Origin of the sequence: Pseudonocardia sulfidoxydans NBRC 16205, from assembly GCF_007989085.1 — a bacterium.
GTDB classification, from domain to species: domain Bacteria; phylum Actinomycetota; class Actinomycetes; order Mycobacteriales; family Pseudonocardiaceae; genus Pseudonocardia; species Pseudonocardia sulfidoxydans.
Map to the genome: position 1 here is coordinate 25,920 of NZ_BJVJ01000035.1, position 24,888 is coordinate 50,807.

Below are 24,888 nucleotides of genomic sequence, written 5' to 3' on the forward strand. Positions count from 1 at the left end.
TCGAGGACCTGCCCGTGACCGTGTCCGCCGCCGTGCGCTCGACCGCCCGGAGAGTCGTGACCCACCTGGTGAACTCGGCCTCCGACGTCGTCGGCGACGACATCCTGGGCCGCTGGGTGCGGCGCCGCGTGCTGTGTGCCGCGGGCGCGACGATCCCGGCGTCGAGCAGCTTCCACGGCGGCACCCACTTCAGTCGGCCCGCGCACCTCCGGGTCGGCGAGGGCTGCTTCGTCAACCGGCGCTGCTACTTCGACCTCGACGGCGTCGTCACGCTCGAGGACGACGTCGTGATCGGTCACGGCGTGACGATTGTGACCTCCACCCACGAGCTGGGTCCGTCGACGCGGCGGGCGGGTGCCGTCACGCCCCGGCCCGTCACCGTGCGCCGCGGTGCGTGGCTGGGTGCGAACGCCACGGTGCTGCCCGGGGTCACGGTCGGCGCGGGTGCGGTCGTCGCGGCCGGGGCCGTGGTCACCGACGACGTCACGCCGGACACGCTGGTGGCGGGGGTCCCGGCCCGGGCGGTCAGGCGACTCGCCCCGCCCGGCGCCGACGCCGCGGCCCGGGCCCGGTGGCGCGAGGAGCAGGTGGGCTGACGTCCGGGACGCCGTCGCCGACCGCGCGTGCGCCGGTGGCTGAGTCGTATCCGGCCAGGAGTGCGGCGAGCCCCGCCGTGGGCGAGAAGTCCCGCTCGTAACGGCGCCGGGCCGCGCGGCCCATCTCGGCGTTGCGTGCGGGCTCGACGATCCCGGTGATGCGGCGGGCCAGGTCGGCGGGGTCCGCGGGGGTGTGGAGGAGCCCGGTGACGTCCTCGTCGACGAGCTCGGTGAACGCCCCCGTCGCCGACGCGACGGGCGGGACGCCCGCGGCGAGCGCCTCGACGACGACGAGCCCGAACGCCTCCTTCCAGACCGACGGCGCGACGACGGTGACGGCCTGCGCCGTGAGCTCCGCACACCGCTGGGCGGACTGGAGGCCGAGGACGCGGACGTCGGACCGGCCGGCGGCCCAGCGTTCGACGTCGGCCTGCATCGGCCCGGACCCGGCGACGACGAGCGGGAACCGTTCGCGCACGGCCGCGGGGACGAGGTCCCACGCCTGCACGAGCGTCCCGACGCCCTTCTCCCCGGTCAGCCGGCCGACGAACAGGACGTGTGCACCGGCGCCGTCGCGGCGGGCGGCGGGCTCCTCGACGAAGTTGTGCTTCACCGCGAGCCGCTCCCCCGGCACGCCGAGCTCGACCAGGGTGTCGCGCTGGGCGCCGGAGATGCAGAAGAAGCGGTCGACACCCTCGAGCAGGCGCCGGCGGTTGAACGCGGTCCCCGCGGCGACGGGGATGCTGGCGAGCCGGGACCCGCGGTAGCAGCCGTGGCGGACGGCGGGCAGCGGCAGGCCGCCCGCGCAGTCGGTGCAGACCTTCCCGTCGCGGTAGAAGCTGCCGACGGGGCAGAGCAGCGAGTAGTTGTGCAGCGTGGCGACGACCGGGGTCCCGGTCGCCGTGCAGGCGTCGACGACCGACGGGCTGATCAGCGGGAACGTGCTGTGGATGTGGACGACGTCGGGGCGCTCGCGGCGCAGCACCTGCTCGAGCGCGGTGCGCGCGGCCCGGCTGTAGGGCACGCGCAGCGGTACCGCGACCTTGGCGGGCACCGACATCGCGGCGATGTCGTCGCTGTGCCGCTCGAACATCGTGACGCGGTGCCCGGCCCGGCGCAGCAGGGCCGTCTCCTGGTCGACGACGCGGTCCTCACCGCTGGGCTGTTCGGTGCGGTAGCGGTTGTGGACGACGAGGACGTGGCGCGGCGCGCCGGTGACGGTCATCGGCCCTCCGCGGGCAGGGCGTCGGTCGCAGGGGTGCGCCGGTACACCAGCAACGACGCCGCGACCGCCATGTTCAGCAGGTACGGGGACGCGTCACCGAGGCCGACCTCGGTGTAGGAGGCGACGAGCCCGTACACGAGGATGAACACGGCGCAGGTGCGTGCCGGCGACGGCGGGCGCAGGAACGCGACGCAGAGCATCGTCACCAGCATCGCGGCGACCAGCACGATGCCGATCAGGCCCTGCTCGTTGAACACGGCGAGCCAGGCGTTGTCGATCGGCAGGCCGCCGAACGACTTGTCGGTCAGGCCGACCCCGAGCAGCTGCTCGTCGAGGGTGCGCGGCTTCGCCAGGAGCGGCCCCCACACCTTCGCGCGGCCGGTGAGGCTGGCGAGCTGGTCGGCGTCCTGGCCGCGTTGGAGCCATTCGATGATGACGCCGCTGAACAGCAGCGCCACGACACCTGCGGCGACGACACCGCCGGAGAAGACCTGCCGTGCGCGCTTGCTGGTGAAGGCGACGCTGAGCCCGGCGACGGCGAGGCCGACCGCGAGACCCAGCAGTGAGGTGCGGGTGTGGCTGAGCAGGACCAGTCCGAATGCCGGGATCGCGACGCAGGCCGCGAGCCTGCCGGGGACGGCGCGCTCGATCCACAGCAGCAGGCACAGCCCGATCGTGATCGCCCCGTACATGCCGACCTGGGGCGCGGGGATGGGCCAGATCGCGCCGACGAGCCGGCCGTCGGGGCCCGAGAACGCCGAGCCCGGCGAGATGACCAGACCGAGCAGCACCGACCCGAGGACGACCGCGAGCGCCCGCAGGTGGTAGCCGACGAACCGCAGGTCACCACGCCACCACGGGGTGAGCAGCCACAGTGTCGTGACGAACAGCGTGAGGCGGAAGCACCGGAACAGGGCGCCGTAGCCGGCCTCCAGCCGCAGGCTCGACACGACGCTGACGACGAGGATCAGCGTCAGGAACAGCAGGTAGGCACTGGGCCGGATCCGGATCCGTGGGTTGAGCATCAGCGCCAGGCCCAGGGCCAGGGCCAGCGCCGCCATGGTGACGACCTGGCCGACCTGGCGCGGGAACGGGATGATCTGCGCGACCGTCGTGAAGCCGAGGGTGTTGAGCACCATCAGTGCCCAGACGGCGCCGACGAGGCGCGGCACCGGAGGCTCGGTGGCGACGGACCCGGACGCGGACGCCGGCGCGGTGGTGGGGGCGATCATCGTCAGCACCCCGCGGCGGTGTCGGGGGTGAACGTGCTGCCCTGGTCGCGCGGGTCGGGCCCGCCCTGCCACTGCGTGACCGACTCCGTCTTGTCGACGGCGGCCACCACGAAGGTCCACGAACCCTGGTAGGTGTTGGACCGCCAGCCGACGTTCTGGGTGGTGCTGATGGCCGTCTGGATCACCTCGCCGTGGTAGGGCGACCAGTCGGGGTAGGTGCCGTAGTTGGCGAGGACCGCCATCCGCGACGCGTAGCCCGGTGCGCAGCCGATGACGGCGGTGTCGGCGACGAAGGTGTTGTCGTGGACGTCGACGTTCTGGGTCTTCCAGCGGCAGTCGCCGTAGAGGGGCGGGGTGGCGATCCCCGGCTGGACGCACTTCTCGACGTCCGGGACCAGCAGCGTGCACACGCCGGTCGAGGTGTTGGCGGGGCTGTTGCAGAAGCGGTCCGAGTTCTCCCAGGCCGTGATGCCCGACCAGTTGTCCTCGAAGCGGTTCCCGTAGATGTCGATCTTGTCGGTGCGTGCGGGGATCCGCGGCTCGCCGCCCGACTCGCTCAGGTACACCGCGCCGATCGGGAAGGAGTCCTGCTGGTCCGCCTTCTCCTTGCCCGCGACCATGGCGTTCCTGCGGATCAGGTTGTCGCGCAGCACCAGGTTGTAGCTCGTCTCGTAGAACAACGCCTCGCTGTCGTTGTTCTCGACGAGGTTGCCCTCGATGAGGAAGTCGTTGTTGTTCGTGTCGGCCCAGATGCCGGGCCCGCGGTTGTCGTGGATCCAGTTGCCGCGCACGTCGGCGCCGTTGACCGACCAGAACTTCATGCCGCCGCTGCACCCGCAGCCGGGGACCTTGTGCTCCCAGTCCTGGGTGTTGTTGCCGGTGATCTCGTTGCCCTCGACGACCATCCCGGTGATGCCGTTGCCGGGCTGGTAGGCGTTGAGGCCGTACTGGCCGTTGTTGCGCAGGCAGTTGCCGCGGACCTGCTGGCGGGCCCCGGCCATCAGGCCGGCGCCCTGGTTGTCCTCGATCGTGTTGGCGACGATCGTCCAGCCGTTGCCCGAGTCGTGGTTGACGACGCCCTGGTCCTGCGGCGGGTTGAAGCCGCGGATGGTCAAGTGGCTGATCGTCACGTTCTCGGCGGTCTCGACGAACGCGTAGTTGTTGAGGCCCTTGCCGTCGACGATCGCGCCCGGGGCACCGGTGAAGACGTCGCCGGTCTTGGGGGCGACCTGGTCGTACTCGTGCGTGCCGAGCGTGTGCACGCCCGCGGCGAGCCAGAACGTCGTCCCGGGCGGGCTGGCGTCGGTCTTCGCGACGAGGTCGCCGGGGACGGCCGGGTCGATGACGACGGCTCCCGGTGGGGCGCCGGCCGGGCCCGGTTCCGTCCGCCCGCACACGGCCGCGGGGATACCGCTCGGGAGTGCGGACGCACTCGTCGCGACGGTGCCGCCCTGGTCGGGGACGGCCGTGGGCGCGCTGCTGCACGCCGCGACGACGAGGAGGGCGAGGGCGAGCAGCGCAGCTGCTGCGACGCTGCGCGGTCGGGTCATCCGGTACCACTCCCGGGGGTCGGGTCGTCGAGGCTCAGGACGGTGTCGAGGCCGTGGGTGGCGCCGCAGCGGCCGTGGCCGACGAGTGTGACGGCAGGTTGCCTGCGGCCGAAACCGGCTGAGTACCAGCCGAGCGGCGGCCGGGTCTCGGCGCGGTGGGCCGACCAGGTCAGGGACGGGGGCAGCGTGAGCCGTCCGCGGACGGTGCGGCCGTCGTCGCCGCGCCACGAGAGCTCGGCGACGGCACCGGTCAGGTCGACCTCGACGGCCGGTCCGAGGTGGAACGCCAGCCGGCAGTCCTGGGCGGCGCCGGTGACCTCGTCGACGATGCGGAGCGTGCCGTCGGCAGCCAGCGCGACGGTGCGGCGGTGGGTACCGGAGCCGTCGCGAGTGCGGTAGCCGTCGTGCTCTCCGACCCAGCGGGCCGTACCACCGTGCGGGGTGTCGAGGTCGACGAGCCGGCTGCGGGCGTGGCGGACCCACAGGAACGGTCCACCGGACCGCGACTGGTCGCGCCCGGCCAGCTCCAGGGTGTTGTGCCCGATCGTCGATCGGAAGTAGCCCCGCCAGGCGGGTTCGCCGTGGTAGCAGTAGGTGCCGGGGTCGGCGAGGACGTCGACGCCGTCGTGGCGGACCTCGACCGACAGCGCGTCGGCGTGGGCGTGCGCGGCGATCGCGAGGAAGCCGTGCGGGCCCGCGTCGCAGCGCACCCACACCTCGCCGGTCGGCGCCGCCGCCCGCAGCACCGTCATGCCCGCGTCGGCGAGCTGGACCGGGCGTGACCACGGCCGCTGTCCCGGCACGACGCCCGGGCGCGCGAGCGCGGCCAGCGCGGCGGTCCGGACGTCGGTCCCGCCCGTCGCGGGCCACCAGTCGCACGCGCCGAACAGGGCCGCACCGGTCGCCAGCAGCCCGCCCCAGCGATCGACGCCCGCCCCGTCGAGAACCAGCCCGTGCCCGTCGTCGGCGTCGCCCTGCCGCGGCGGCCGGAGCCGGGCGTCGACGACGGCGGCGAGCGCGTCGGTCATGCGGCGCAACGTCTCCCACAGTGCAGGCGGCACGGCGGAGCCCGCGGCGTCGGCCTCGGCGGCCGCTGCGAGGCCCAGCTCCAGGACCAGGCCGTGGTACTCGCTGGCCAGTTCGCGGTTGAGCCCGGACCCGAAGGTGTTGGCGGCGAGGTGGTGCTCGAGCGCGCGCATCGCGTCGGCGCCCCAGCCACGGGACCCGGCGAACCACGGGAACGCCGCCGACGCCACGACCTGCCCGGCGAGCTCGGCGATGACGTGGTTGTTGGCCGACGACCCGCGGCTCGGGAACGCGGCCAGCCAGCTCTGGTGCGCGCCGACCTGCTCGACGGCGACCGGGTTCTGCTCGAACAGCGCCGCGGCGCCGCCCCAGCCGTGCAGCAGCCGGCGCGCCCACACCCAGCTCAGCAGCCGGATGCCCAGCTCGATGCCGCTGAGCCAGTGCGGGCCGCGCATCGGCGGGTTCGCGGCCCACCACGACTTGAGGTGGTCGGCGACGCGGTGGGCGTACCTGTCGTCACCGGTGACCGCGTACGCGGCCGCGAGGACCGTCAGGTGCTGGTGGCGGGAGGGCTCCCAGATCTGCTTGATGTCGCCGACGGCGTCCTCGTCGCGGTAGGGCACGTCGAAGGCGTAGACGTCGGCCGGGGCGCGGCGACCGGTCTTCGGGTCGGCCGACCAGTCGGGCAGCTCCATGTCGTCGCGGACGACGCCGAAGAACTCCGCCCGGCCGGCCATCAGCTCGTCGGCCGTCGCGACCAGCGCCCCGACGACACCGGCGGGCAGGTCGTCGAACGTGCCCGCCGGCAGCGGCGCGGGAGCCCGGCGGCTCCCGAGCGGGACCGGTACCGGGAACGACGTGCGGAACCGCCGGACGCGGGCGGCCGTGACCGCCCGGCCCGCGATCTCCGCGGGTCCCATGCGGGACAGCCGCCGCAGGTACCAGCCCGGACCCATCACGACGGCGCACCCGCCAGGGCATCGAGCCGGACGGTCGCGCCGCTGCCGAGGCTCGCGTCGACGGCCAGCGTCGCGCGGGTCGTCGCGGCGATCGAGGCCACCGACGACGGGAACGGGCCGCCGGTGCGCGCGGCGGTGACGAACGCGTCGACCTGCGCGGCCTGGCCCTTGTCGCGCCCGCGCGGGATCCGCGACGACGCCCACCTGCGGGGGCCGTGCACGGTGGCGCGGGCGAAGTCGTCGAAGCGCAGCACCGAGCCGTCGGCGAGGACCTCGATCGTCTCCTTCGGGAACCGCGCGGCACCCGACGTCGCGTAGGTGATCACCGCGGTCGACCCGTCCGGGTAGGTGAGGACGGCGTGCAGGTCCTGCCGGCCGGGCGCCGCGGCGGCGAACACCGACACCGGGTCGGCGCCGAGGAGCCAGCTGACGGTGTCGACGAAGTGCCCGCCCTCGCCCGCGAAGCGCGAGCCCTCCGTCGCGCTGCGCAGGTACCAGCTCTGCGCGTCGAGGCGGCCCGCGTTGACGAGATAGCGGACGGTCGCCGGGCCGACGCGGCGGCCCAGCCGCTGCGACGCCTCCACCAGCAGCGGCGCGAAGCGGCGGTTGAACCCGACCTGCAGCCGGTCGTTGCCCGACTCCGCGACCGCGTCGAGCACCGAGCGCAGCCCCGCCTCGTCGAGGGCGAGCGGCTTCTCGACGAACACGGCCTTGCCCGCGAGCAGCGCGCGGCGGGTCAGGGCCGCGTGCGAGCTGTGCCGGGTCACGACGAAGACCGCATCGATCGACGGGTCGTCGATGACGTCGTCGAGGTCGGTCGAGCTCTCGGCGAAGCCGAACTTGCGCCGCGCGTTCGCGGCCGACAGCGCCGAGGTCGTGACGACGCGGGTCAGCTCGGCGTCGGCGCGCTCGGCCAGGTGCGGCAGCAGCATCGACGTCGCGTAGTTGCCGGCGCCGACGAACCCGATGCGCAGCGGGCGGCCCAGCGGGATCGAGGCCGTGCGCTGCTGCGGGACGACGGGCACGACCGGGCTGGTCGTCGCGGAGGGCGCCGTCGCAGGCACCGGCGTGCCGGCCTCGGGCTGCGGGTAGCGGAACAGCACCGCGACGGCCTTCAGCTCGCCGGCCTCGAGCCCCCGATAGGTGGCGACGGCGTCGTCGAAGTCCGCGACGTGCGAGACCAGCGGCCCGACGTCGACCCGCCCGCGGGCGACGAGGTCGAGGAAGCACTCCAGGTTGCGGCGCTCGGTCCAGCGCACGTAGCCGATCGGGTAGTCGCGACCCTCCAGCTCGTAGGACGGGTCGTAGCGGCCGGGCCCGTACGACCGGGAGAACCGGACGTCGAGCTCCTTCTCGTAGTAGGCGTTCCACGGCAGGTCGAGCCGGGTCTTGCCGATGTCGACGACCGTGCCGCGGTCGCGGCTGAGCTTCGCGGCCAGCTCCACGGGCTCGTTGCTGCTGCCGCCGGCCGCCAGGTAGACCTGGTCGACGCCATGGCCGCCGGTGATGTCCGCGACGGCTGCGTCGACCACCCCGGACGACGGAGCGCTGCACACCGACGCGCCGAGCTCCTCCGCCAACGCGCAACGCGCCGGGTCGGGGTCGACACCCACGACCTTCACGCCCGCCGCGACCAGCAGCTGGACGACGAGCTGCCCGATCAGGCCGAGGCCGACGACGAGCGCGACGTCGCCGAGCTGCGGCTCGCCGCGCCGCACACCCTGCATCGCGATGGAGCCGACGGTGCCGAACGCGGCCTGGCCCGCGTCGAGACCCGCGGGCAGCGGGCTGTAGAGGTTGACCGGCACCCAGTTGAGCTCGGCGTGCAGCGCGTGCTCGTTGCCGGCGCAGGCGACGAGGTCGCCGACCTTGACGTCGCGCACGCCCTCGCCGACCTCCTCGACGACGCCGCACGTCGAGTAGCCCAGCGGGGTCCAGGAGTCGAGCTTGCCCGACACCTTGCGGTAGGTGGCCGACAGGCCCTGCGTCGACACGCTCTGCACGACCTTCGCGACCTGGTCGGGCCGCGCCTTGGCCTTCGCGATCAGCGACATGCCGGCCTCGCCGACCTTCATCATCTCCGTGCCGGTGGAGATGAGCGAGTACAGCGTGCGCACCAGGACGCCGCCCGCCTTGCACATCGGCTCGGGAACGTCGAGCAGTGCCAGCTCGCCGCTCTTGTAGTTCTGGACGACCTGCTTCATCGGGCTCCCCCGCTCACGGCGGTCCGGACGTCGCCGGCGCCTGCCGACATCGCGTTCCGGTACCAGTACTCCAAGGTCACGATGTGCCAGAGGTGCTTGGACCGGTCCTCGCGGCCGGCCGCGTCCTCGGCGACCAGCCGGGCCGCGGCGTCGCGGCGCAGGAACCCGGACCGGACGAGGACACCGTCCTCGACGACCTCCCGGACCAGCGGCGCGAGATCGCGGCTCATCCACGCCCGCAGCGGCGCGCTGAACAGGCCCTTCGGCCGGTGGACGATCTCGGCGGGCAGGATCGACGTCGCCGCCTCCTTGAGGACCGCCTTGCCCGAGCGGCCGACGATCTTCTGGTCGCCGCGCAGCCGGAACGCCGCGGTGACGACGTCGACGTCGACGAACGGGACGCGGACCTCCGTCGACGCCGCCATGCTCGACCGGTCCGTGTAGCCCAGGTTGAGCCCCGGCAGGAAGAGCCGGGCGTCGGCCAGGCACATCCGGTTCACGTGGTCGGTGAGCAGGGTGTCGTTGTAGACGTCGGCGTGCTCGGTGAGCACGTCGTCGACCGCACCGGCGAGGTCGGGGCTGACGAGGTCGAGCAGCTCGCCCCGGTCGTACATCGTGTAGCTGCGCCGGAAGGCGGCCTCCTCCCCCAGGTCGGCGAACGACAGGAAGCGCTTGGCGAACCGCACTGACCGGTAGCCGCGCGTCGAGCTCGCGACGGGCAGCCGGTCGACCGCGGCGTGCAGCGGCCGGCGCACCGCCCGCGGGACGCGCTGGTACCGCACCGCCAGCCGGTTCGCGAGGTGCTTGCGGTAGCCCGCGAACAGCTCGTCGGCCCCCATGCCCGAGACCATGACCTTGACCCCGGCCTCCCGGGCGGCGCTGCAGATCAGGTAGGTGTTGATCGCGGCCGGGTCGCCGATCGGCTCGTCGAGCGCCCGCGTCATCAGCGGCAGCAGCTCCAGGACGTTCGGCGCGATCTCGATCTCGTTGAGCTGCACACCGAACTGCCGGGCCACCTGACGCGCGTAGCGCAGGTCGTCGGGCATCGCCTCGAACTTCGCGTCCTCGGCGCGGAAACCGATGGTGTACGCCGAGATGCCCGGCTGTTCGCGCGCGGCCAGCGCCGTCAGGTAGCTGGAGTCCAGGCCGCCGGACAGGAACGTCGCGACGGGCACGTCGGCGATCAGGTGGCGGCGGGTGGAGTCGGCGACGATCTCGTCGAGCTCCGCGGCCGTCGGCGCGGGCTCGTGCGCGGCCCGCTCGGCGACCTCGCGCAGCGACCAGTAGGTGCCGCGGGCGACGGCACCGTCGGGACGGATCCGCAGCCAGCTGCCGGGCTGCAGCTTCTCGGCCTCCCGGTAGGCGCAGCGGCTGTCGGGGACCCAGTAGTAGAGCAGCGACGCGACGAGCGCGGCCTCGTCGACGTGCAGCTCGCCCCCGAACGCGTCGGCCAGCGCCTTGAGCTCGGAGGCGAACGCGAGCCCACGGCCGCGGCGGACGACGAACAGCGGCTTGATACCGAGCTGGTCGCGGGCCACGAACAGCTCGCCCGTCGCGGTGTCGAACACCCCGAACGCGAACATGCCACGCAACCGCGGCAGGCACTCGACACCCCAGCGCCGCCACGCCTGCAGCAACACCTCGGTGTCGGACGTCCCGCGGAACCGCACCCCCGACGACCCCAGCTCGGCGCGCAGCTCGGCCGCGTTGTACAGCTCGCCGTTGTAGGTGAGCACCAGCCCGTCGGCGGCCATCGGCTGGGCGCCGGTCGGTGACAGGTCGACGATCGAGAGCCGGCGATGGCCGAGCTCGACCGTGCCGTCGCCGACGGGATGCGACCAGCGCCCGGCCGCGTCGGGGCCGCGGTGGGCGACCGCGTCGGTCATCAGGTCGGTGAGCCGGTCACCGTCGGGAATCAGGTACGTCCCCGCGATACCGCACATCGTCGTCTCGCTCCTCAGGATCCGATGAGTCGGTCGTAGACGCCGACGTAGGGCGGTATCTGGTGACGCCAGGCGAGCACGTCCTCGACCCGGCGCCTGCCCGCCTCACCCATCTGCTTGCGCGAGACCTCGTCGTCGAGCAGCGCGAGCACCGCGTCGCCGTACTCCGCGACGTCGTTCGGAGTCGCGTACACGGCGGCCTCGGCGGCCGACACCTTCGTCTCCACCAGGTCGAACGCGACGACGGGAAGCTCGAAGGCCATGTACTCCATCGTCTTGTTCATCGTGGAGACGTCGTTGAGGGCGTTCTTCGGGTCGGGCGACAGGCCGAGGTCCGCCGTGGACATCACGCCCTTGACGACGTCGTCGGGCGCACGGCCGGTGAACGTGACGTGCTCGTCGAGCCCCAGCTCGGTGGTGAGCGCCCGCAGCGCGGGTGCGGCGTCACCGTCGCCGATCAGGGTCAGCGCGACGTCGGTGCGCCCGCGGGTGCCCACGATGTGCTCCATCGCCCGGATCGCGAGGTCGACACCGTCCTGCGGGCCCATCACCCCGATGTAGACGAGCAGGTGCCGGTGCCCGCGACGCAGCGCCGCGTCCGGCTCCCGGCGGCGCATCCTGTCCGGGTCGGGCCCGGTGCGCACGACGGTGACGTCCGACGGCTTCTTGCGGCCACGGGTCATCGCGACCCTGCGGTAGGACTCGTTCGTGGAGATGACGTGCGACGACAGCGCGTACGTCGCCCGCTCCGCGAGCACCAGCGCCTTGTAGGGCAGTGCCGCGGGCGACTCGAACCGCGACTCGTACAGCTCCGGGCACAGGTCGTGCTGGTCGAACACCATCCGGACACCGAACAGCAGCGTGAACGGCAGCACCGCGGTCCACAGCACGTCCGGCGGGTTGCAGACCTGCACGACGGTGAACCGGCTGCGCCGCCAGACCTTCGCCAGCCCGAGCAACGTCGCCAGGATCGAGTACGCGTACTCGGCCAGGAACATGACCTGGCGGGTGATCGGTGGGAACGCCCGGTACTTGACGATGTGGACGCCGTCGAGCTCCTGGTAGGACGGGTCGCCCGGCCCCTTCGGGCACACGACCGAGACCTCGTATCCGGCGGCCACGAGCGCCTTGCACTCGAGCCACACCCGGCGGTCGAACGGCACCGGCAGGTTCTGCACCACGATGCAGACGTGCCGGCCGGATACGCGGCGGCGGAACCTCACCAGCCCACGCCCTGGTATCCGGGCAGCACCTCGAGCGCCGCGAGCCGACCGTTGAGGTCGATGACCACCGCCGGATCGGCCGCCACGATCGCGTCGACCACCCGCGGCGCGGCCGAGGACACCACCGCGACCAGCGAGCCCGAGAGCGCCGACGACGGGTCGTCGTGCAGCACCTTCTGCAGGTGCGGCAGCTTCGACTCGACGTAGCGCAGGTTCGCACCCGACAGCTTCGACATGCTGATGATCGGGTCGTAGATGTGGACGTCGACGCCCTTGCCGATCAGGATCTCCGCCAGCGCCACGTTCGGGCTCTCACGGAGGTCGTCGGTGGCGTGCTTGAACGCCAGCCCGACGAGCGTCACCCGCCGGTTGCCGCCGCCACGGGCATCGATCTCCTGCAGGATGCGATCGGCGACGTCGCGCACCAGCATCTCGTTCGAGGCCAACGTGCCCGCCAGCACCGGCAGATCGACGTTGTTGACCCGGCCCAGGTGCAGCAGCGACCGGACGTCCTTGGGCAGGCACGAGCCGCCGAAGGCGAACCCGGGACGCAGGTAGGCCGGGGAGATGTTGAGCTGGCGGTCCTCGACGAAGACCTTCATGACGTCACGGGCGTCCACGTCCAGGGCGCGGTAGAGCCGCGAGACCTCGTTGGTGAACGCGACCTTGAGCGCGTGGAACGCGTTCGACGCGTACTTGACGCTCTCCGCCGCCCGCGTGTCCACCACGTGCACCGAGCAGGTGAGGAACGCGAACAGCTCACGCAGCGCCGCGGCAGCCGCCGGGGACCCGCCGATGACGAGGAACGGCGGCTCGAAGAAGTCCTCGACGCTCGACCCCTCCCGCAGGAACTCCGGGCACATCGCGACCTGCAGACCCTCACCCACGGTCCGGCCCGACGTGGCCTCCAGCAGCGGGACCACGACGTCGGCGACCGTGCCGGGCGGCACCGTCGACCGGACGACGACCGTGTGCGGACGCGTGCTCTCCGCCAGCGCGGCACCGATCTGCGCGACGACGCGGCGGACATAGGTCAGGTTCGTGCTGCCGTCGAGCGCCGACGGCGTCCCGACACACACCAGCGACAGGTCGCTGTCCTCCATGCCCTCCGACGCCGAGATCGACGCCCGCAGCGCACCCGAGGCGACGACACGCTCCGCGATCTCGTCCAGGCCCGGCTCGATGACGGTCGGGCGGCCCGAGTTGACCGTCGCGACCTTGCCCGGGTCGGTGTCGACGCCGACCACGCGGTGGCCACGATCGGCCAGGCAGGTGGCCGTCACCGACCCGACATAACCGAGGCCGAACAGTGTCACGTTCATTGCTACTCCCGGTGATCTGCCGGCGTGGAGGCCACGACCGGGACGCAGGAATCCGCGTCCGTCGCGCCGTCCGACGCGGTGGAGCCTGCGGTGTTGTTCGTGGTGGACCGTCGGCGGTTCGACGTCCGCGGTGCGGCCTTCGACCGGCCGCGACCGGTGGTCGTGCGCTCCTCGCCCTGAGCGGGAACCTGGTCCTGTGCGGCGGCCTCGGCCGCCTCCTTGCGCCGGCCCCGGCGGGAGGTCCGGGGCTTGCGCGGACGCGCCGTGGACGCGGCCCGACCTGTTCCGGACCGGCCGGCGGACGCTCCGGACGTCGGCGGGACGTCGTCGACCTGCGTCGTGGAGCCGGTGTCGGCCAGGTCCCGCTCGGCCGTGGCGACCGCGGACATCGCCGGGACGGTCGGCGACTCGTCCCCGCCCCGCGCGACGGCACGGAGCTTGACGGTCTCCACGTCCACATCGGTGAAGAGCCCGACCGAGCCGGTGGAAGCCACCTGCACCCGGCCGAGGGCGGGGAGCTTGACGGTCTTCTCCTCGACCGCGGCAGCCTTCTCGGCGGCGGCCTTCTCGGTGGCGACCTTCTCGGCGGCGACCTTCTCCGCGGCAGCCTTCTCAGCAGCAGCCTTCTCAGCGGCGAGCTTCTCGGCGGCGACCTTCTCCGCGGCAGCCTTCTCAGCAGCAGCCTTCTCAGCAGCGAGCTTCGCGGTGGCGGCTTTCTCCGCTGCAGCCTTCGCGGCGGCAGCCTTCTTCGCTGCAGCCTTCTCGGCCGCAGCCTTGTCCGCAGCCGCCCTCTCCGCAGCACGCCTCTCCGCCGCAACCTTGTCCGCAGCACGCTTCTCCGCCGCACGCTTCTCCGACGCAGCCTTCTCCGCCGCAGCCTTCGCCGACGCAGCCTTCTCGACGTCGTCCGTAGCGGCCGCGTTCGCGCCCTCGACAGCAGCTGTCTTCACAGTGGGCGTCTCCACCGCAGGCGTCTCCACCGCGGGCGTCTCCACCGCGGGCGCGTCCGTGACCGCGGCGGGCGGGTCCACGGCCGCGGCGTCCGTCGGGCGGGCGAGCACCTGCTGCCGCAGGGCGGCGTGGCTGCCGTCCCAGAGCGTTCCGTCGGAGCGGTCCCGCGGGTCCGGATCCACGAGGACGACGCCCAGGCACTCGACACCGGCGTCGTCGAGACGCCGCGCGACGGTGTGCAACCACGCGGTGTCCGCGCTCCCGGCGCGCACGACGACGAAGGCGGACGCCCCGTCGAACAGCGGTCCCGACCAGGTCGTTCCCGGAGCGGCCGAGGTCAGCCCGACGACGGTCGCCGCCGCGGCACGCTCGTCACCTCGCGCGAACCCGGCGCCGTCGACCACCCGGACCGCGACGTCCTCCGCGGGCGTGACGCGGCGGTGGTCGCCGGGGAGGTCGTCGACGACCAGGACCTCGCCGCCGTCGGCCGCGAGTTCGGTGGCGATACCCGTCGCGAGCTCGGCGGCCACGTCGGCGGCGCCGACCTCGACGAGGACGACCTCGCACGACGCGGCTCGAACGGTCCGTGCCAGCTCGACGACGACCCGTTCCTCGTCCCGGTGCGACCCGGCCGAGCGGCCCGGCCGTAGCAGCCGCCGGCCGCCGATCTGGGCCACGACGGAGCTGCGGAGATGCTCGGCGATGTCGCGGCGCAGCATCGGGCGGTCGCCCACGACGGTGCGCAGCAGTGACACCAGCAGGCCGAGCAGCAGACCGAGCAGCAGACCGAGGCCACCGTCGATCACCATCGCCGAGCGCAGCGACCGGGTGGTGGAGTGCGGGGCGTCGATGACGCGGGTGCCGGCGACGACCTCCGGGGCCCCGAGCGTCGCCTGCTGCGTCTGCTGGGTGAGCCCGTCGATCTCGGCCTGGAGCTGCGCCCGCGCGACGGGGTTCGGGGCGGAACCCGGCCGGTCGAGCTGGTCGAGCTGGCCTCGCAGGTCGGTCACCCTGTCCTGCAACGCTTTCGTGTAGGCGTCGGCCGCGGCCTGCGCCCGTCCGATGTGGTCGGCGACGAAGGCGTCGGCGATCGCCTGCGCGGTGACGACGGCGGTCTGGACGTCGTTGGCCCGGACCGTCAGGTCGATGAGGTTCACCCCGGTCGACGTGGCGGTGTAGGTCTTCATGAAGTCGCGGGTGGGCGTGGTCGAGCCCAGGGTGCGCAGTGCGGCGTCGGCGACGGTGCTCGACTGCATGATCGCGACGGCGGTCTGCATCCGTGCCTCGCCGGTGTTCGTCTGGTCGGAGTCGACGACGAACACCCGGGCCCCGGCCGTGGCGCTGCCGGGCATCACGATGGGCAGCGCGGCGCCGGCGACGAGTCCCACCAGTGCGACGAGCACCCAGACGCGCATGCGGCGCCGGACGCCCGCGACGAGGGCGTGCAGGTCGAACAACGGGGTCGGGCTGCTGGAACCGGCGGGGGCCAGATCGAACAACGTCACGACGACCCCACCGTCACTCCGTTGGTGTGGCCGTTGGTGTCGCCGTCGGGCGGTGCGGCGTCGGTGGCGTCGGGCGGGTCCGCGGGCGCGGTGTGCTCGTCGGGCGCCCGGCGCGGCTGTACCAGCAGCACCCCGGTGACCGTGTGGCCCGCGTCGAGGACGGCCCCGGCCAGGTCGGACAGCTCCGGCACCGTGCGGGCGCCGACGGAGGTGACGACGAGGGTCGCGTCGACAGGGCCCTGGTCGGGCACGGTGGGGCGGACGCCGTCGACGTCCACGGCGACGATCCGCACGCGGCAGAGGTCCGGCTCCGGGAACAGTGCGTCGTCGTCGCCGACCGTGACGGGCAGGCCGTCCGCGCAGGCCTCGGCGAGTGCTGCGCGCACCGGCTCGGAGTCGGTGACGACGGCGACCCTCCCGATCGGGTCGTGCGCGGCGGTGACGAACCCGGCGGTGGCCCGCACGGCGGTCTCGTCGTCGGCGGCGACGACCACCAGCAGGTCGTGGGTCCCGGCGACGTCCTCGCCCCGCACTCGGCGCAGCGCGCGCCGGTAACGAACGGTCTCGTCGTCGACGCGGCCGGCGGGCAGTGGCGCCAGGTCGTCGACGGCGCGGTCCGCGAAGAGTGCGGCGACCGCTCCGCCGGGTCGGCCGGCCGCCGCCGCGGGGGCGGCTGCGCGGGCGACGGTGACGGTGGCGACGACCGGGGCGCCCAGTGTCGCCTCGACCGTCGTCGCGTCGGCGACCCGACCGCTGCGGCGCCGGTTGCGCAGCATGACGAGCAGCCCGACGAGCGCGAACAGGATGGCCCCGCCACCGATGAGCTGTGTCGGGCTGGGGGTCGCCGCGCCCTGGTCCTGTGCCTTCTCGAGGATCGAGACCGAACCGGTCGTCGCGCCGGAGGAGGAATCGGTGGCGGCCTGCCGGTCGAACTCGTCGAGCTGGGCCTGGGCCGCGTCGCGCGCCGACCGCAGCTGCTCGGGGGTGCGGTTCTCGTCGTCGGCGACGGTTCCGGGTGGAGCGGCGATCTTGCGGTCGAGGTCGGTGATGCGCGACTGGATCTGGTCGCGCTGCAGCTGCCGCGCGTCCCGGGCGCTCTGCGCCGCGTCGGCGGTGACCTTGGTCGAGTAGTCGACGTAGGCGGTGGCTGCGGTGTCGGCGAGCGCCCGGGCCGCGTCGGCCGATGCTGCCGTGGCGGAGATCTGGATGACGTTGCCGTCCAGGACGGCAGCGTGGACGACGCTCTGCAGGTCCTGACCGGACCGGCCGTCACCCAGCTTCGCGGCGACCTGGTCGGTGACCGAGGTGCTGGTGGCGATCTGTGTCTCGGTGAGCAGTTGGTCCGCACTCCGCTGGCCCTGGAGGAGGGCCTTGGCGGCCGCCTCCTGGCCGGGAGACAGGACGAAGGACGCCCCGAACCCGATCACGGCACCGGCGACGGCGAGGGCGACCAGCCCGCGCCACCGTCCGCGGACCACGTCGCCGACGGCCGACAGGCGGACGACATCGTCATTCGCCATGGGCGCCGACCTCCCCCTGACGGCAGGAAAGTCGCGTCGGCGCCATTTCGGCGCGCGGCCCGGTGAGCCGTTCCATCGATTTCTCCCAATGCCCCGATCACGACAGCGGTCGGAATTTCTTGGCCCACTCGACCGCTCGTACTGAATGACTCTCGACGGAATACTCGGCCGATCCCCGCTCTCCGTTACATCAACCAGGGGATACTTTGCGTACGCACTGTCACGATTTGGTGACCAGCAGGCGTCGGGGTGCCGCCATCAGGCGATGCGCCGGTGCGACGGGCCGACCGTCGAACAGGTCCTCCGGCCGCCCGGTCTCGAGCGCCTTGCGGTAGGCGGGCATCGCGGCGCGCGCGGCGTCCACGGTGTGCTCGACGTCGGCGCGCGTGTGCGCCGCGGAGATGACGTAGGACTGGCCGAGCACGCCGTGCAGGAGGTTCTCCCGGAGGTAGAGCGTCCGCATCGCCTGCGACGGTGTCCCGGTGGCGTCGGCGGTCCGGAAGACCTGGCAGGAGGGCCTGCCGACGACGTCGAGGAAGTCGGAGATCCCGGCCTCCGCGGCGGCCTGGTTGACCCCCTCGGCCAGTTCGGCCCCGCGGGCCTCCATCGTCGCCACCGGGTCGCCGTCGCGGTAGGCGGCCACGACCGCGCGGAACGCGGCGAGCGACACCGTCTCGGCGCCGTTCGTGCTCGACAGGACGAACACCCGTGGCCGGTCGGTACCGAGCCCGCCGAGCTCCATGAGGTCTCGCCGGCCGGCCAGCGCCGCGATCGGGAACCCGTTCCCCATGGCTTTTCCCCAGGTGGACAGGTCGGGGCGGACTCCGTAGACGGCTTGGGCCCCACCGAGGGCCCAGCGGAACCCGGTGATCGTCTCGTCGAGGATCAGCACCGCGCCGTGCTCGTCGCAGAGTGCCCGGACGCCCTCGAGGTAGCCGGGCGCCGGCTCGGCGAGCGCGGTCGCGGCCTCGAGGATCACGCAGGCGACGGGCTCGGCCCCGAGGACCGCGGCGAGCGAGTCGAGGTCGTTGTAGCGGAACTCCCGCACGAGCGAGCGGACCGCCTCCGGTACGCCGGTGCTGATCGGGAGGGTGCCGACGAACCAGTCCTGGGCCGAGAAGTAGGGCTGGTCACCGCACATCGCGACGACGTCGCGGCCCGTGGCACCGCGGGCGAGGCGGACCGCGGCGCTCGTCGCATCCGACCCGTTCTTGCAGAACTTGACCATGTCGGCGCCCGGGACGATCGACAGGAAGTCCTCGGCGGCGGCGAGCTCGAGATCGGTCGGCCTGCTGAAGGAGATCCCGCGGTCGAGGACGTCCCGCACCGCGGCGAGCACCGGCTCGAAGCAGTGACCGAGAGTAACTCCTCGCATACCCATTCCGTACTCGACGAATTCATTACCGTCGACGTCCCACACACGCGCACCGCGACCGCGCTGCAGAACGGGTGCCATACCTTCCGGATACTGGTCCGAGCCCTTTGCGAACGTATGCGCCCCACCCGGAACGACACGATGCAGTTCGGCCTGCAGATCGGTCGACCGCCGGAATCCGTTCGTCACGAACATCCCCCTCAGTAGGCACCCCGGCTCGAGACCACGGCACCGAACGTCTTCCAGAGGATCAAGGCGTCCAGGGCGAGGTTCCAGTTCTCGACGTACCGCAGGTCGAGCCGGACGGACTGCTCCCAGGTGAGGTCGCTGCGGCCACTGATCTGCCACAACCCCGTCAGCCCGGGGCGGACGAGCAGGCGGCGTTGGGCCGCGCGCCCGTAGGTCGCCGCCTCGACGGGCAGCGGAGGTCTCGGGCCGACGAGCGACATGGTGCCGTTGACCACGTTGAACAGCTGCGGCAGCTCGTCGAGCGAGTACCGCCGCAGCACGGTGCCGACCCGGGTGACCCGCGGGTCCTTGCGCATCTTGAACAGGGGGCCGGCACCGTCGTTGCCGTCGTTGAGCTCACCGAGCCGACGTTCGGCGTCGATGACCATCGACCTGAACTTGAACATCGTGAACTCGCGCCCGTGCCGCCCGACGCGCGTCTGCCGGAACAGGACGGGACCGCCGTCGAGCTTGACCGCGACCGCGACCGCGAGGAGGACCGGCGCGGTCAGGAAGAGGAGGAGAACCGCGCCGAACCGGTCCACGACGTGCTTGGCGATCCAGGCGACACCCGTGAACGTGGGCCGGGTGAGCCGTAGCAGCGGCAGTCCGTCGACCGGGTCCACGTGCAGCCGCGGTCCCGAGACGTCCATGAGACCGGGGTCCACGACCAGTTCCGCGGCGAGGTCCTCGATGCTCCAGGCGAGCTGGTGCAGCCGGGTGGGCGACCAGCCGGGTGCCGGGCACACGGCGACGATCCGGTGCTGCCCCTCGTGGGCCACCTCGGCAACGGCGTCGAGGTCACCGAGGACGGGCACGCCGGCGACGCTGTCGGCCCCGTCCTGACCGACACCGGTCGGCACGCAGGCGCCGACGACGACCCAGCCTCGCTGCTCGTCACGTCGGATCCGGTCGATCAGGTCGGTGACCGACTCGAGGTTGCCGACGGCGAGGACCGGGAGCGCACACCGTCCGCGTGAGCGCAGCCGGCGGATCCGCGCGCGGAGCAGGAGCCGCCCGACGGCGGCGAGGACGCCCGCCAGCGGGATGAGGCCGAACACCCAGGGGCGGGCCGCGAGCGCCTGCCCGGCGAGGCCGATCAAGCCCAGTGCGACCGCGGCGCTCAGCACGGCGCGGAGCAGGCGACCGAACTCGTCGGACCCCTGGCCCAGCACTCGCGGGTCCCACGCACGGCAGAGGTAGAGGAAGAGGAGGACGAGCAGGCCGGCGAGCACGCCCACGCCGGGTGTGACCTCGCCGATCCACGGGACGTGCGTGCCGAGACCGAGCAGGTATCCGACGACGACCGACACGATGACCGAGGTGGTGTCGGAGGCGATCGTCGCGACGACGTAGCGGGTCTCCCACCGCTCCCGGGTGACGGCCACGCGCGGACGCACACCTGGCGTGGGACCGCGCGGGGCAGGCGGTGCCGCCCGCTCGGAAGCCCGCACGTGCTCTGCCGGCCCTCCGACGTCCAGATGTGAGCTCACTGGTTCCCTCGCTCCGACCTTCGCGCGTGGTGATCTTCGCTGCGCGGCCCCGGCTCCCCGACCGGCAACCGCACGAGAACACCGTCCTCGGCGGTCAACTCGCTCCCCCCTCGCCGTCCGTTACAGGGAGCGATTATTGATTGGGCTGATCGAGTGATCAGTGCAGTCGTCATGGACCCGACCGGGCTACGCGACCGCGTCGATCGACGATGTGTCGTAGACCACTTCTCGCAGTCGTCCTGGACCGATCGGCGCAGGCCGGGCGCGACTGTTCGGAGTTGCGTCGATCACGTGACCGACTGCGCGCACCCGCACCGACGCCCTCGAGGCATCATCACTCCGGGTAGCAGCTGCTCCACCATTCGTGGAGATTGCGGCACCGGGCGGACCGGGCCGGGACCACGCACACCGTCACCCCACGGCCCGATGGACGATCTCGTGATCGGCCTCGGTCTGGTCGGCATAGCGGCGGGCGAAGGTGCACAGGGCGCGCTCCAGGTTGTCGCCCCGTCCGCAGTACCCCGCGATCATCGACGCCCCACTCGTCCGCGCGTGGCCCTTGGCCAGCATCAGCCCGCAGACGGCGGCGTAGTCGGCGAGGGCGGCGGCGTCGATGCCGTCGAGGACGATCGCGCCCTTCATGTCGCGGAACTGTCGCACGTAGTACTGCCGCTCCCCCACCGTCGTCCACCCCAGCAGTGGGTCGGACACCGTCTGCAACGCCTGCTGGTACTCGACGACCCGCTGGCCCTGGTGGGCGTGCCAAGCCGAGTCGCCGTGCACGTACGGCGCCACCACCGAGCGGCGGGCCTGCTTGAGCTGCAGGAACAGCACGTCCTCCGACGTGGACCCCTCGCACAGCGCCAGGTAGGCCCGCAGCCCCACCGAGCCCACGCCGACGACCTTGTGGGCGATGTCGACGACGTGGTAGCCGCCGACGACCCGCCCCCAGTGCGCGGGAAGCGTCGTCACGTACTCGTCGAGGCCCACGACGAGCTGGTCGTACTCCGCCGGCGCGGGCCGGGTGATCAACGGCGGCTCGGTGACGATGCGCCGGGCCCCGCCCTGGTCGGTGGTGAAGCGCGGCAACGCACGGTCGCTGGTGCGGCGCCGCGCCCGCTCGGCGGCCTGCTGCACCGCGGCCCGGCTCGACCGGCCGCTGACGTAGCCCTGCATCGCGTCGGCGTCGATCCGCTCGTAGGAGCGGGCGAGCAGCGGCTCCTCCGCCAGCCGCCGCAGGTTCCGGCGGTAGGCGCGCACGCACCGGTACACGGCGTGCTCGCAGTCCTGCTCCGACGCCCCCGCCTGACGGCCCGCCACCCAGGTGCTCGACGCCAGGCGGCGCAGGTCCCACTCCCAGGCGCCGGGGTGGGCCTCGTCGAAGTCGTTGAGGTCGAACACCAGGTCACGCTCGGGGGAGGCGTAGAACCCGAAGTTGCCGACGTGCGCGTCGCCGCAGATGACGGGCTGGATGCCGGTGGCGGGCAGCGTCGCGAAGTCGGCGGCGTTGATGCCCGCCGCGCCGCGCAGGTATCCGTAGGGCGAGGCCGCCATCCGCTCGAGCCGCACCCGCACGAGCTCGGGGACGCGGCCCTCGTGCGCGGTGCGCAGCTGCGCGAGGACGTCGACCCGGTCCGGCGACGGCGTCCACTCGGCCAGCGAGGCCCGCGGCGTCCGCTCCCGCAGCAGCTTGCCGATCTCGGTCCGTTCCGCCCGCGGGATCGCGGCCCGCGACAGGGCCCCGAACGCGGCCGCGTCGACCGCGGAGGTCGACCCACCGAGCACGACGTGACGTTCCGATGACGGCACGAGAATCTCCTGGCGACGAACGGGGCGGGTCGGGACTTCATCATCGTCCCAGCGCCGCTACCTGCCGCCACCCGAGCGGGGGGCGTGTCAGGCGATCGGGACGACGTCGACGAGCGGAGCGAGGCCCTCGAAGTCGCGCGGGTTCGCCGTGAGGACGGGACAGCGGGCCGCTGCCGCCGTCGCCGCGATCTGCAGGTCCGTCCGCCGTGGGCGCGGATCGCGGCCGGAGCGCCGGACCATCGCCGACAGAACCCCGTAGAGCTTGGCCTCCTCCACCCCGAACGGGATCACCTCCAGGGTTGCGAGGACGACCTTCAATCGCTTACTTCGCAACGCATGTTGGACGGCGTCCACGGTGTCCAGGCCGTACGCGAGCTCCCCGATCGTCACAGCGCTGACGACTGGTGCTTGGTCGGCCACGCTCACGTCGGGTGTGTACCCGCCGATCACGACGGACGTGTCGAGCAGGATCGTCATGAGTCGATGTCGTCGGGGCCGAAGATCTCGTCGGCCTCTTCCCGCTCGCGGCGCCATTGCTCCGGGTCGATCGGCGGCAGGTCAGCAAGCAGTTGCATCGCTTCGCCGAGCGTGATGCGCGGCCGCACAGGTGCACGGGGGACTATGTCCGCGACAGGCCGACCGTTGCGGGTCACGGTGAAGGTCTCACCCGCCTCGACCCGCCGCATGATCTCGGCGTTGTCGTTGCGCAGCTCACGCTGGCTGATCGTCTCGCCCACACCTCCATCGTATTCAGGTGTAGCGCAACAGTGCTACGCCGCGTGGCGACCGGCCGTGCTTCCGTCCACTCCGTTGCAGACCTTGCCAACTTCTCAACTCGCCAACCCGTAAGCTGCGCCGATGCGGCGTGTGCGTCCGAGAGCCTCACCATGACGACGGTCCGACGCCCGAACGTGTTGCGCTGGCTGTGGTACGCACTCGGGGGATCGCTGCCCGCGCGCCACCGCGAGTGGGTCCTTCACGACGCAACCCGCCCCACGTGGCAGCTTCGCCACTTCGCCCGGGCGTGCGTGCAACTCGGGCTGATCACGGTGCCGGTGTTGCTGCTGGTTTCCGGGCCGCTCTGGGTCAGAGCAGTCGCCACCCTGCTCGGCTGGCTGGTGGGCCTGCAGTACGTGCTGTACACCGCCGACGGGTCGGTCGAGTACCGGGTCCAGCGGGCGGGCTACCCGCCAGGTCTCGCGAAACGGATCCGCGACGACGCCACCGCCGACGAGCGGGCTGCTGCTGCCGCCCGCTACGCCCGCCGGTACCGCACCTGACCATCGGGCTCCCCCTGCAATCCCGTGCGGCGTGGATTCAGGCTGTGCCGAGCAGCTCGCGCAGCCGCTCCTCGTCGCCGCCGTCCACGTCGACGATCTTGCGTCGCGAGGTGGCGCCGCTCACCAGCCGAACCGCGCCGCGCGGCACGCCGAAGGCACGGGCGACCGCCCGCAGCGCCGCCGCCGTGGCGGCCCCGTCGACAGCTCGCTCGTTCACCCGCACGACGAGGGCGTCGGCGTAGGTGCCGCCGACCGCGGTCCGCGAGGCACCGGGCCGCACCCGGATCGTCAGCCGCAGCGTCGTCACGCGCACATTGTCGCGTCGCGTGTTGTCGCGTCGCGTGGCCGTCCCCTGCGACGGGGTGGCGCCCGCCGCTGGGCGCATCGCGGCGGTCGGTCGCAGCTGCTCAGGCGGCGGCCTGCAGCCACGGCTCCCAGGTCGGGTGGGGTTCGACGGCCAGCACGAGGATGCCGCCGGCCCGTGAGGGCGGGGCGGGGGGAACGGCCAGGGTCCAGCCGATCTCGTCGAGCATCCGGTCGGCCTTGCGGGAGTTGCACGCGCGGCAGGCCGCGACGCAGTTGTCCCAGCTGTGGGCGCCACCGCGGCTGCGGGGGACGACGTGGTCGATCGTGTCGGCGCGGGCGCTGCAGTAGGCGCAGCGCCGGTTGTCACGCCGCAGGACACCGGAGCGGGTCATCGGCACCGCCCGCCGGTAGGGGACGCGCACGTAGCGCGAGAGGCGCATCACCGAGGGAGCGGGGACGGTGAGGTTCTCGGAGTGGAACGCGCCGCCGTCGAGGACGTGCTCCACGCACTCCGCCTTGCCACTGAGCATCAGCACGATCGCGCGCTTCGCCGTGACGACCGCCAGGGGTTCGAAACTGGCGTTCAGCAGGAGCACCCTGGACCCCGCTGGGACCACGCCCGGGCTCGGCATGATCCTCGGTACCTCCCCTGGGTCGGGGTCGGCGCCGATGGGGTCGGGTTGTCGATGGGGCACGCGACCACCTCCCGCTCGTCGCACCTAGTCGACCATACGGAGGGTCTTCGGCGCGACTGTGATCTCGACGTGTCCCACAGGTGGCTGACCGATGGCGACGAACGTGCGGCGGCGGCAGCCGAGCGGTCGGCCAAGATCGGTTGCCCGGGCGTGATTCACGTCATAACCCGGGTCTTGTAACGTGGGGTCCTTGAAGCGCGAACCTTCTCGCATGAAGCTCGGTCGGATCGGGGTCCGTCCTGCTGCCGTCGACTACGTCGATTACGTGGTCGAGGGGCCGGACGGCGACTTGCTGTGCGGCACCTTCCGTCTCGAGGGCAGCCGCACCGAGGACGAAGCACGTACCTTCATCGCCGGTCGCCTCGGCGAGGCGCACGGCATGCGGGTGTCCTGGCGCGACGTGCACCTGCTCCAGCCCGCGTCCTGACCCGGCCCCGGCGGGGTCG

Annotated in this window: 20 protein-coding genes; 3 read left to right on the forward strand and 17 right to left on the reverse strand. The window is 72.6% G+C overall.

The window, feature by feature from the left end; all coding sequences use genetic code 11:
* The first annotated feature begins 14 nt into the window (after nucleotides 1–14).
* Nucleotides 15–596: an acyltransferase gene (locus tag PSU4_RS17345; protein WP_246115174.1), complete on the forward strand. Its 582-nt coding sequence runs from the start codon at nucleotides 15–17 to the stop codon at nucleotides 594–596.
* On the opposite strand, the gene PSU4_RS17350 is transcribed toward PSU4_RS17345, so the two are convergent.
* From PSU4_RS17350 to PSU4_RS17420, 15 genes are all read right to left on the reverse strand, one after another.
* A complete protein-coding gene (locus tag PSU4_RS17350) occupies nucleotides 526–1,821 on the reverse strand; it encodes a glycosyltransferase family 4 protein (protein WP_147109524.1) in 1,296 nt (431 codons plus the stop codon). The two genes, PSU4_RS17345 and PSU4_RS17350, sit on opposite strands and share 71 nt — an antisense overlap.
* The gene (locus PSU4_RS17355; RefSeq protein WP_246115175.1) at nucleotides 1,818–3,053 is read right to left on the reverse strand and encodes an O-antigen ligase family protein; all 1,236 of its coding nucleotides are present in this window, start codon (nucleotides 3,051–3,053) and stop codon (nucleotides 1,818–1,820) included. Before PSU4_RS17355 ends, PSU4_RS17350 begins: the two co-directional genes overlap by 4 nt.
* Before the next feature lie 2 nt (nucleotides 3,054–3,055).
* Complete coding sequence (locus PSU4_RS17360) at nucleotides 3,056–4,603, reverse strand: right-handed parallel beta-helix repeat-containing protein (protein WP_147109526.1); 1,548 nt, start codon at nucleotides 4,601–4,603, stop codon at nucleotides 3,056–3,058.
* Nucleotides 4,600–6,585 carry a heparinase II/III family protein gene (locus PSU4_RS17365; RefSeq protein WP_147109577.1) on the reverse strand — a complete coding sequence of 662 codons (1,986 nt, stop codon included), beginning with the start codon at nucleotides 6,583–6,585 and terminating at the stop codon, nucleotides 4,600–4,602. Before PSU4_RS17365 ends, PSU4_RS17360 begins: the two co-directional genes overlap by 4 nt.
* Nucleotides 6,585–8,792: a bi-domain-containing oxidoreductase gene (locus PSU4_RS17370; RefSeq protein WP_147109528.1), complete on the reverse strand. Its 2,208-nt coding sequence runs from the start codon at nucleotides 8,790–8,792 to the stop codon at nucleotides 6,585–6,587. Before PSU4_RS17370 ends, PSU4_RS17365 begins: the two co-directional genes overlap by 1 nt.
* Complete coding sequence (gene asnB, locus PSU4_RS17375) at nucleotides 8,789–10,735, reverse strand: asparagine synthase (glutamine-hydrolyzing) (protein ID WP_147109530.1); 1,947 nt, start codon at nucleotides 10,733–10,735, stop codon at nucleotides 8,789–8,791. The genes PSU4_RS17370 and asnB overlap by 4 nt, the downstream gene beginning before the upstream one ends.
* A gap of 14 nt (nucleotides 10,736–10,749) precedes the next feature.
* Nucleotides 10,750–11,958 carry a glycosyltransferase family 4 protein gene (locus tag PSU4_RS17380; protein WP_246115176.1) on the reverse strand — a complete coding sequence of 403 codons (1,209 nt, stop codon included), beginning with the start codon at nucleotides 11,956–11,958 and terminating at the stop codon, nucleotides 10,750–10,752.
* Nucleotides 11,955–13,280 carry a nucleotide sugar dehydrogenase gene (locus PSU4_RS17385; RefSeq protein ID WP_147109534.1) on the reverse strand — a complete coding sequence of 442 codons (1,326 nt, stop codon included), beginning with the start codon at nucleotides 13,278–13,280 and terminating at the stop codon, nucleotides 11,955–11,957. Before PSU4_RS17385 ends, PSU4_RS17380 begins: the two co-directional genes overlap by 4 nt.
* Before the next feature lie 2 nt (nucleotides 13,281–13,282).
* Nucleotides 13,283–15,736, reverse strand: a complete 2,454-nt coding sequence (locus PSU4_RS33185) for a Wzz/FepE/Etk N-terminal domain-containing protein (protein WP_186817017.1) — start codon at nucleotides 15,734–15,736, stop codon at nucleotides 13,283–13,285.
* Nucleotides 15,733–17,256: a YveK family protein gene (locus PSU4_RS17395; protein WP_147109536.1), complete on the reverse strand. Its 1,524-nt coding sequence runs from the start codon at nucleotides 17,254–17,256 to the stop codon at nucleotides 15,733–15,735. Before PSU4_RS17395 ends, PSU4_RS33185 begins: the two co-directional genes overlap by 4 nt.
* A 220-nt stretch (nucleotides 17,257–17,476) precedes the next feature.
* The gene (locus PSU4_RS17400; protein ID WP_373866066.1) at nucleotides 17,477–18,820 is read right to left on the reverse strand and encodes a glutamate-1-semialdehyde 2,1-aminomutase; all 1,344 of its coding nucleotides are present in this window, start codon (nucleotides 18,818–18,820) and stop codon (nucleotides 17,477–17,479) included.
* Between the two features lie 11 nt (nucleotides 18,821–18,831).
* Nucleotides 18,832–20,313, reverse strand: a complete 1,482-nt coding sequence (locus PSU4_RS17405; RefSeq protein WP_373866068.1) for a sugar transferase — start codon at nucleotides 20,311–20,313, stop codon at nucleotides 18,832–18,834.
* A 450-nt stretch (nucleotides 20,314–20,763) separates the two neighbouring features.
* On the reverse strand, nucleotides 20,764–22,161 hold the full coding sequence (locus PSU4_RS17410; RefSeq protein WP_246115178.1) for a DUF2252 domain-containing protein: 1,398 nt from the start codon (nucleotides 22,159–22,161) through the stop codon (nucleotides 20,764–20,766).
* Between the two features lie 87 nt (nucleotides 22,162–22,248).
* Nucleotides 22,249–22,638, reverse strand: a complete 390-nt coding sequence (locus PSU4_RS17415) for a PIN domain-containing protein (protein ID WP_147109542.1) — start codon at nucleotides 22,636–22,638, stop codon at nucleotides 22,249–22,251.
* Nucleotides 22,635–22,898, reverse strand: a complete 264-nt coding sequence (locus PSU4_RS17420; RefSeq protein WP_147109544.1) for a type II toxin-antitoxin system Phd/YefM family antitoxin — start codon at nucleotides 22,896–22,898, stop codon at nucleotides 22,635–22,637. Before PSU4_RS17420 ends, PSU4_RS17415 begins: the two co-directional genes overlap by 4 nt.
* A gap of 150 nt (nucleotides 22,899–23,048) precedes the next feature.
* On the opposite strand from PSU4_RS17420, the gene PSU4_RS17425 reads away from it, so the two are divergent.
* A complete protein-coding gene (locus PSU4_RS17425; protein WP_147109546.1) occupies nucleotides 23,049–23,441 on the forward strand; it encodes a DUF5313 family protein in 393 nt (130 codons plus the stop codon).
* Nucleotides 23,442–23,478: 37 nt separating this feature from the next.
* Here the strand turns inward: PSU4_RS17425 and PSU4_RS17430 are convergent, their stop codons facing one another.
* Together PSU4_RS17430 and PSU4_RS17435 are read right to left on the reverse strand one after the other, a co-directional pair.
* On the reverse strand, nucleotides 23,479–23,748 hold the full coding sequence (locus tag PSU4_RS17430) for a DUF167 domain-containing protein (protein ID WP_246115179.1): 270 nt from the start codon (nucleotides 23,746–23,748) through the stop codon (nucleotides 23,479–23,481).
* 100 nt (nucleotides 23,749–23,848) lie between these two features.
* A complete protein-coding gene (locus tag PSU4_RS17435; protein ID WP_222596308.1) occupies nucleotides 23,849–24,343 on the reverse strand; it encodes an HNH endonuclease in 495 nt (164 codons plus the stop codon).
* 310 nt (nucleotides 24,344–24,653) lie between these two features.
* Between PSU4_RS17435 and PSU4_RS17440 the strand changes: the two genes are divergently transcribed.
* On the forward strand, nucleotides 24,654–24,869 hold the full coding sequence (locus PSU4_RS17440) for a hypothetical protein (RefSeq protein WP_147109550.1): 216 nt from the start codon (nucleotides 24,654–24,656) through the stop codon (nucleotides 24,867–24,869).
* The last annotated feature ends 19 nt before the right edge of the window (nucleotides 24,870–24,888 follow it).

Excerpts from the sequence above, each read along its gene's own strand:
- PSU4_RS17350 (WP_147109524.1), bottom strand. The coding sequence starts at position 1,821 with ATGACCGTCACCGGCGCGCCGCGCCACGTCCTCGTCGTCCACAACCGC.
- PSU4_RS17355 (WP_246115175.1), bottom strand. The coding sequence starts at position 3,053 with ATGATCGCCCCCACCACCGCGCCGGCGTCCGCGTCCGGGTCCGTCGCC.
- PSU4_RS17360 (WP_147109526.1), bottom strand. The coding sequence starts at position 4,603 with ATGACCCGACCGCGCAGCGTCGCAGCAGCTGCGCTGCTCGCCCTCGCC.
- PSU4_RS17365 (WP_147109577.1), bottom strand. The coding sequence starts at position 6,585 with ATGGGTCCGGGCTGGTACCTGCGGCGGCTGTCCCGCATGGGACCCGCG.
- PSU4_RS17370 (WP_147109528.1), bottom strand. The coding sequence starts at position 8,792 with ATGAAGCAGGTCGTCCAGAACTACAAGAGCGGCGAGCTGGCACTGCTC.
- asnB (WP_147109530.1), bottom strand. The coding sequence starts at position 10,735 with ATGTGCGGTATCGCGGGGACGTACCTGATTCCCGACGGTGACCGGCTC.
- PSU4_RS17385 (WP_147109534.1), bottom strand. The coding sequence starts at position 13,280 with ATGAACGTGACACTGTTCGGCCTCGGTTATGTCGGGTCGGTGACGGCC.
- PSU4_RS17395 (WP_147109536.1), bottom strand. The coding sequence starts at position 17,256 with ATGGCGAATGACGATGTCGTCCGCCTGTCGGCCGTCGGCGACGTGGTC.
- PSU4_RS17415 (WP_147109542.1), bottom strand. The coding sequence starts at position 22,638 with ATGACGATCCTGCTCGACACGTCCGTCGTGATCGGCGGGTACACACCC.
- PSU4_RS17425 (WP_147109546.1), top strand. The coding sequence starts at position 23,049 with ATGACGACGGTCCGACGCCCGAACGTGTTGCGCTGGCTGTGGTACGCA.
- PSU4_RS17440 (WP_147109550.1), top strand. The coding sequence starts at position 24,654 with ATGAAGCTCGGTCGGATCGGGGTCCGTCCTGCTGCCGTCGACTACGTC.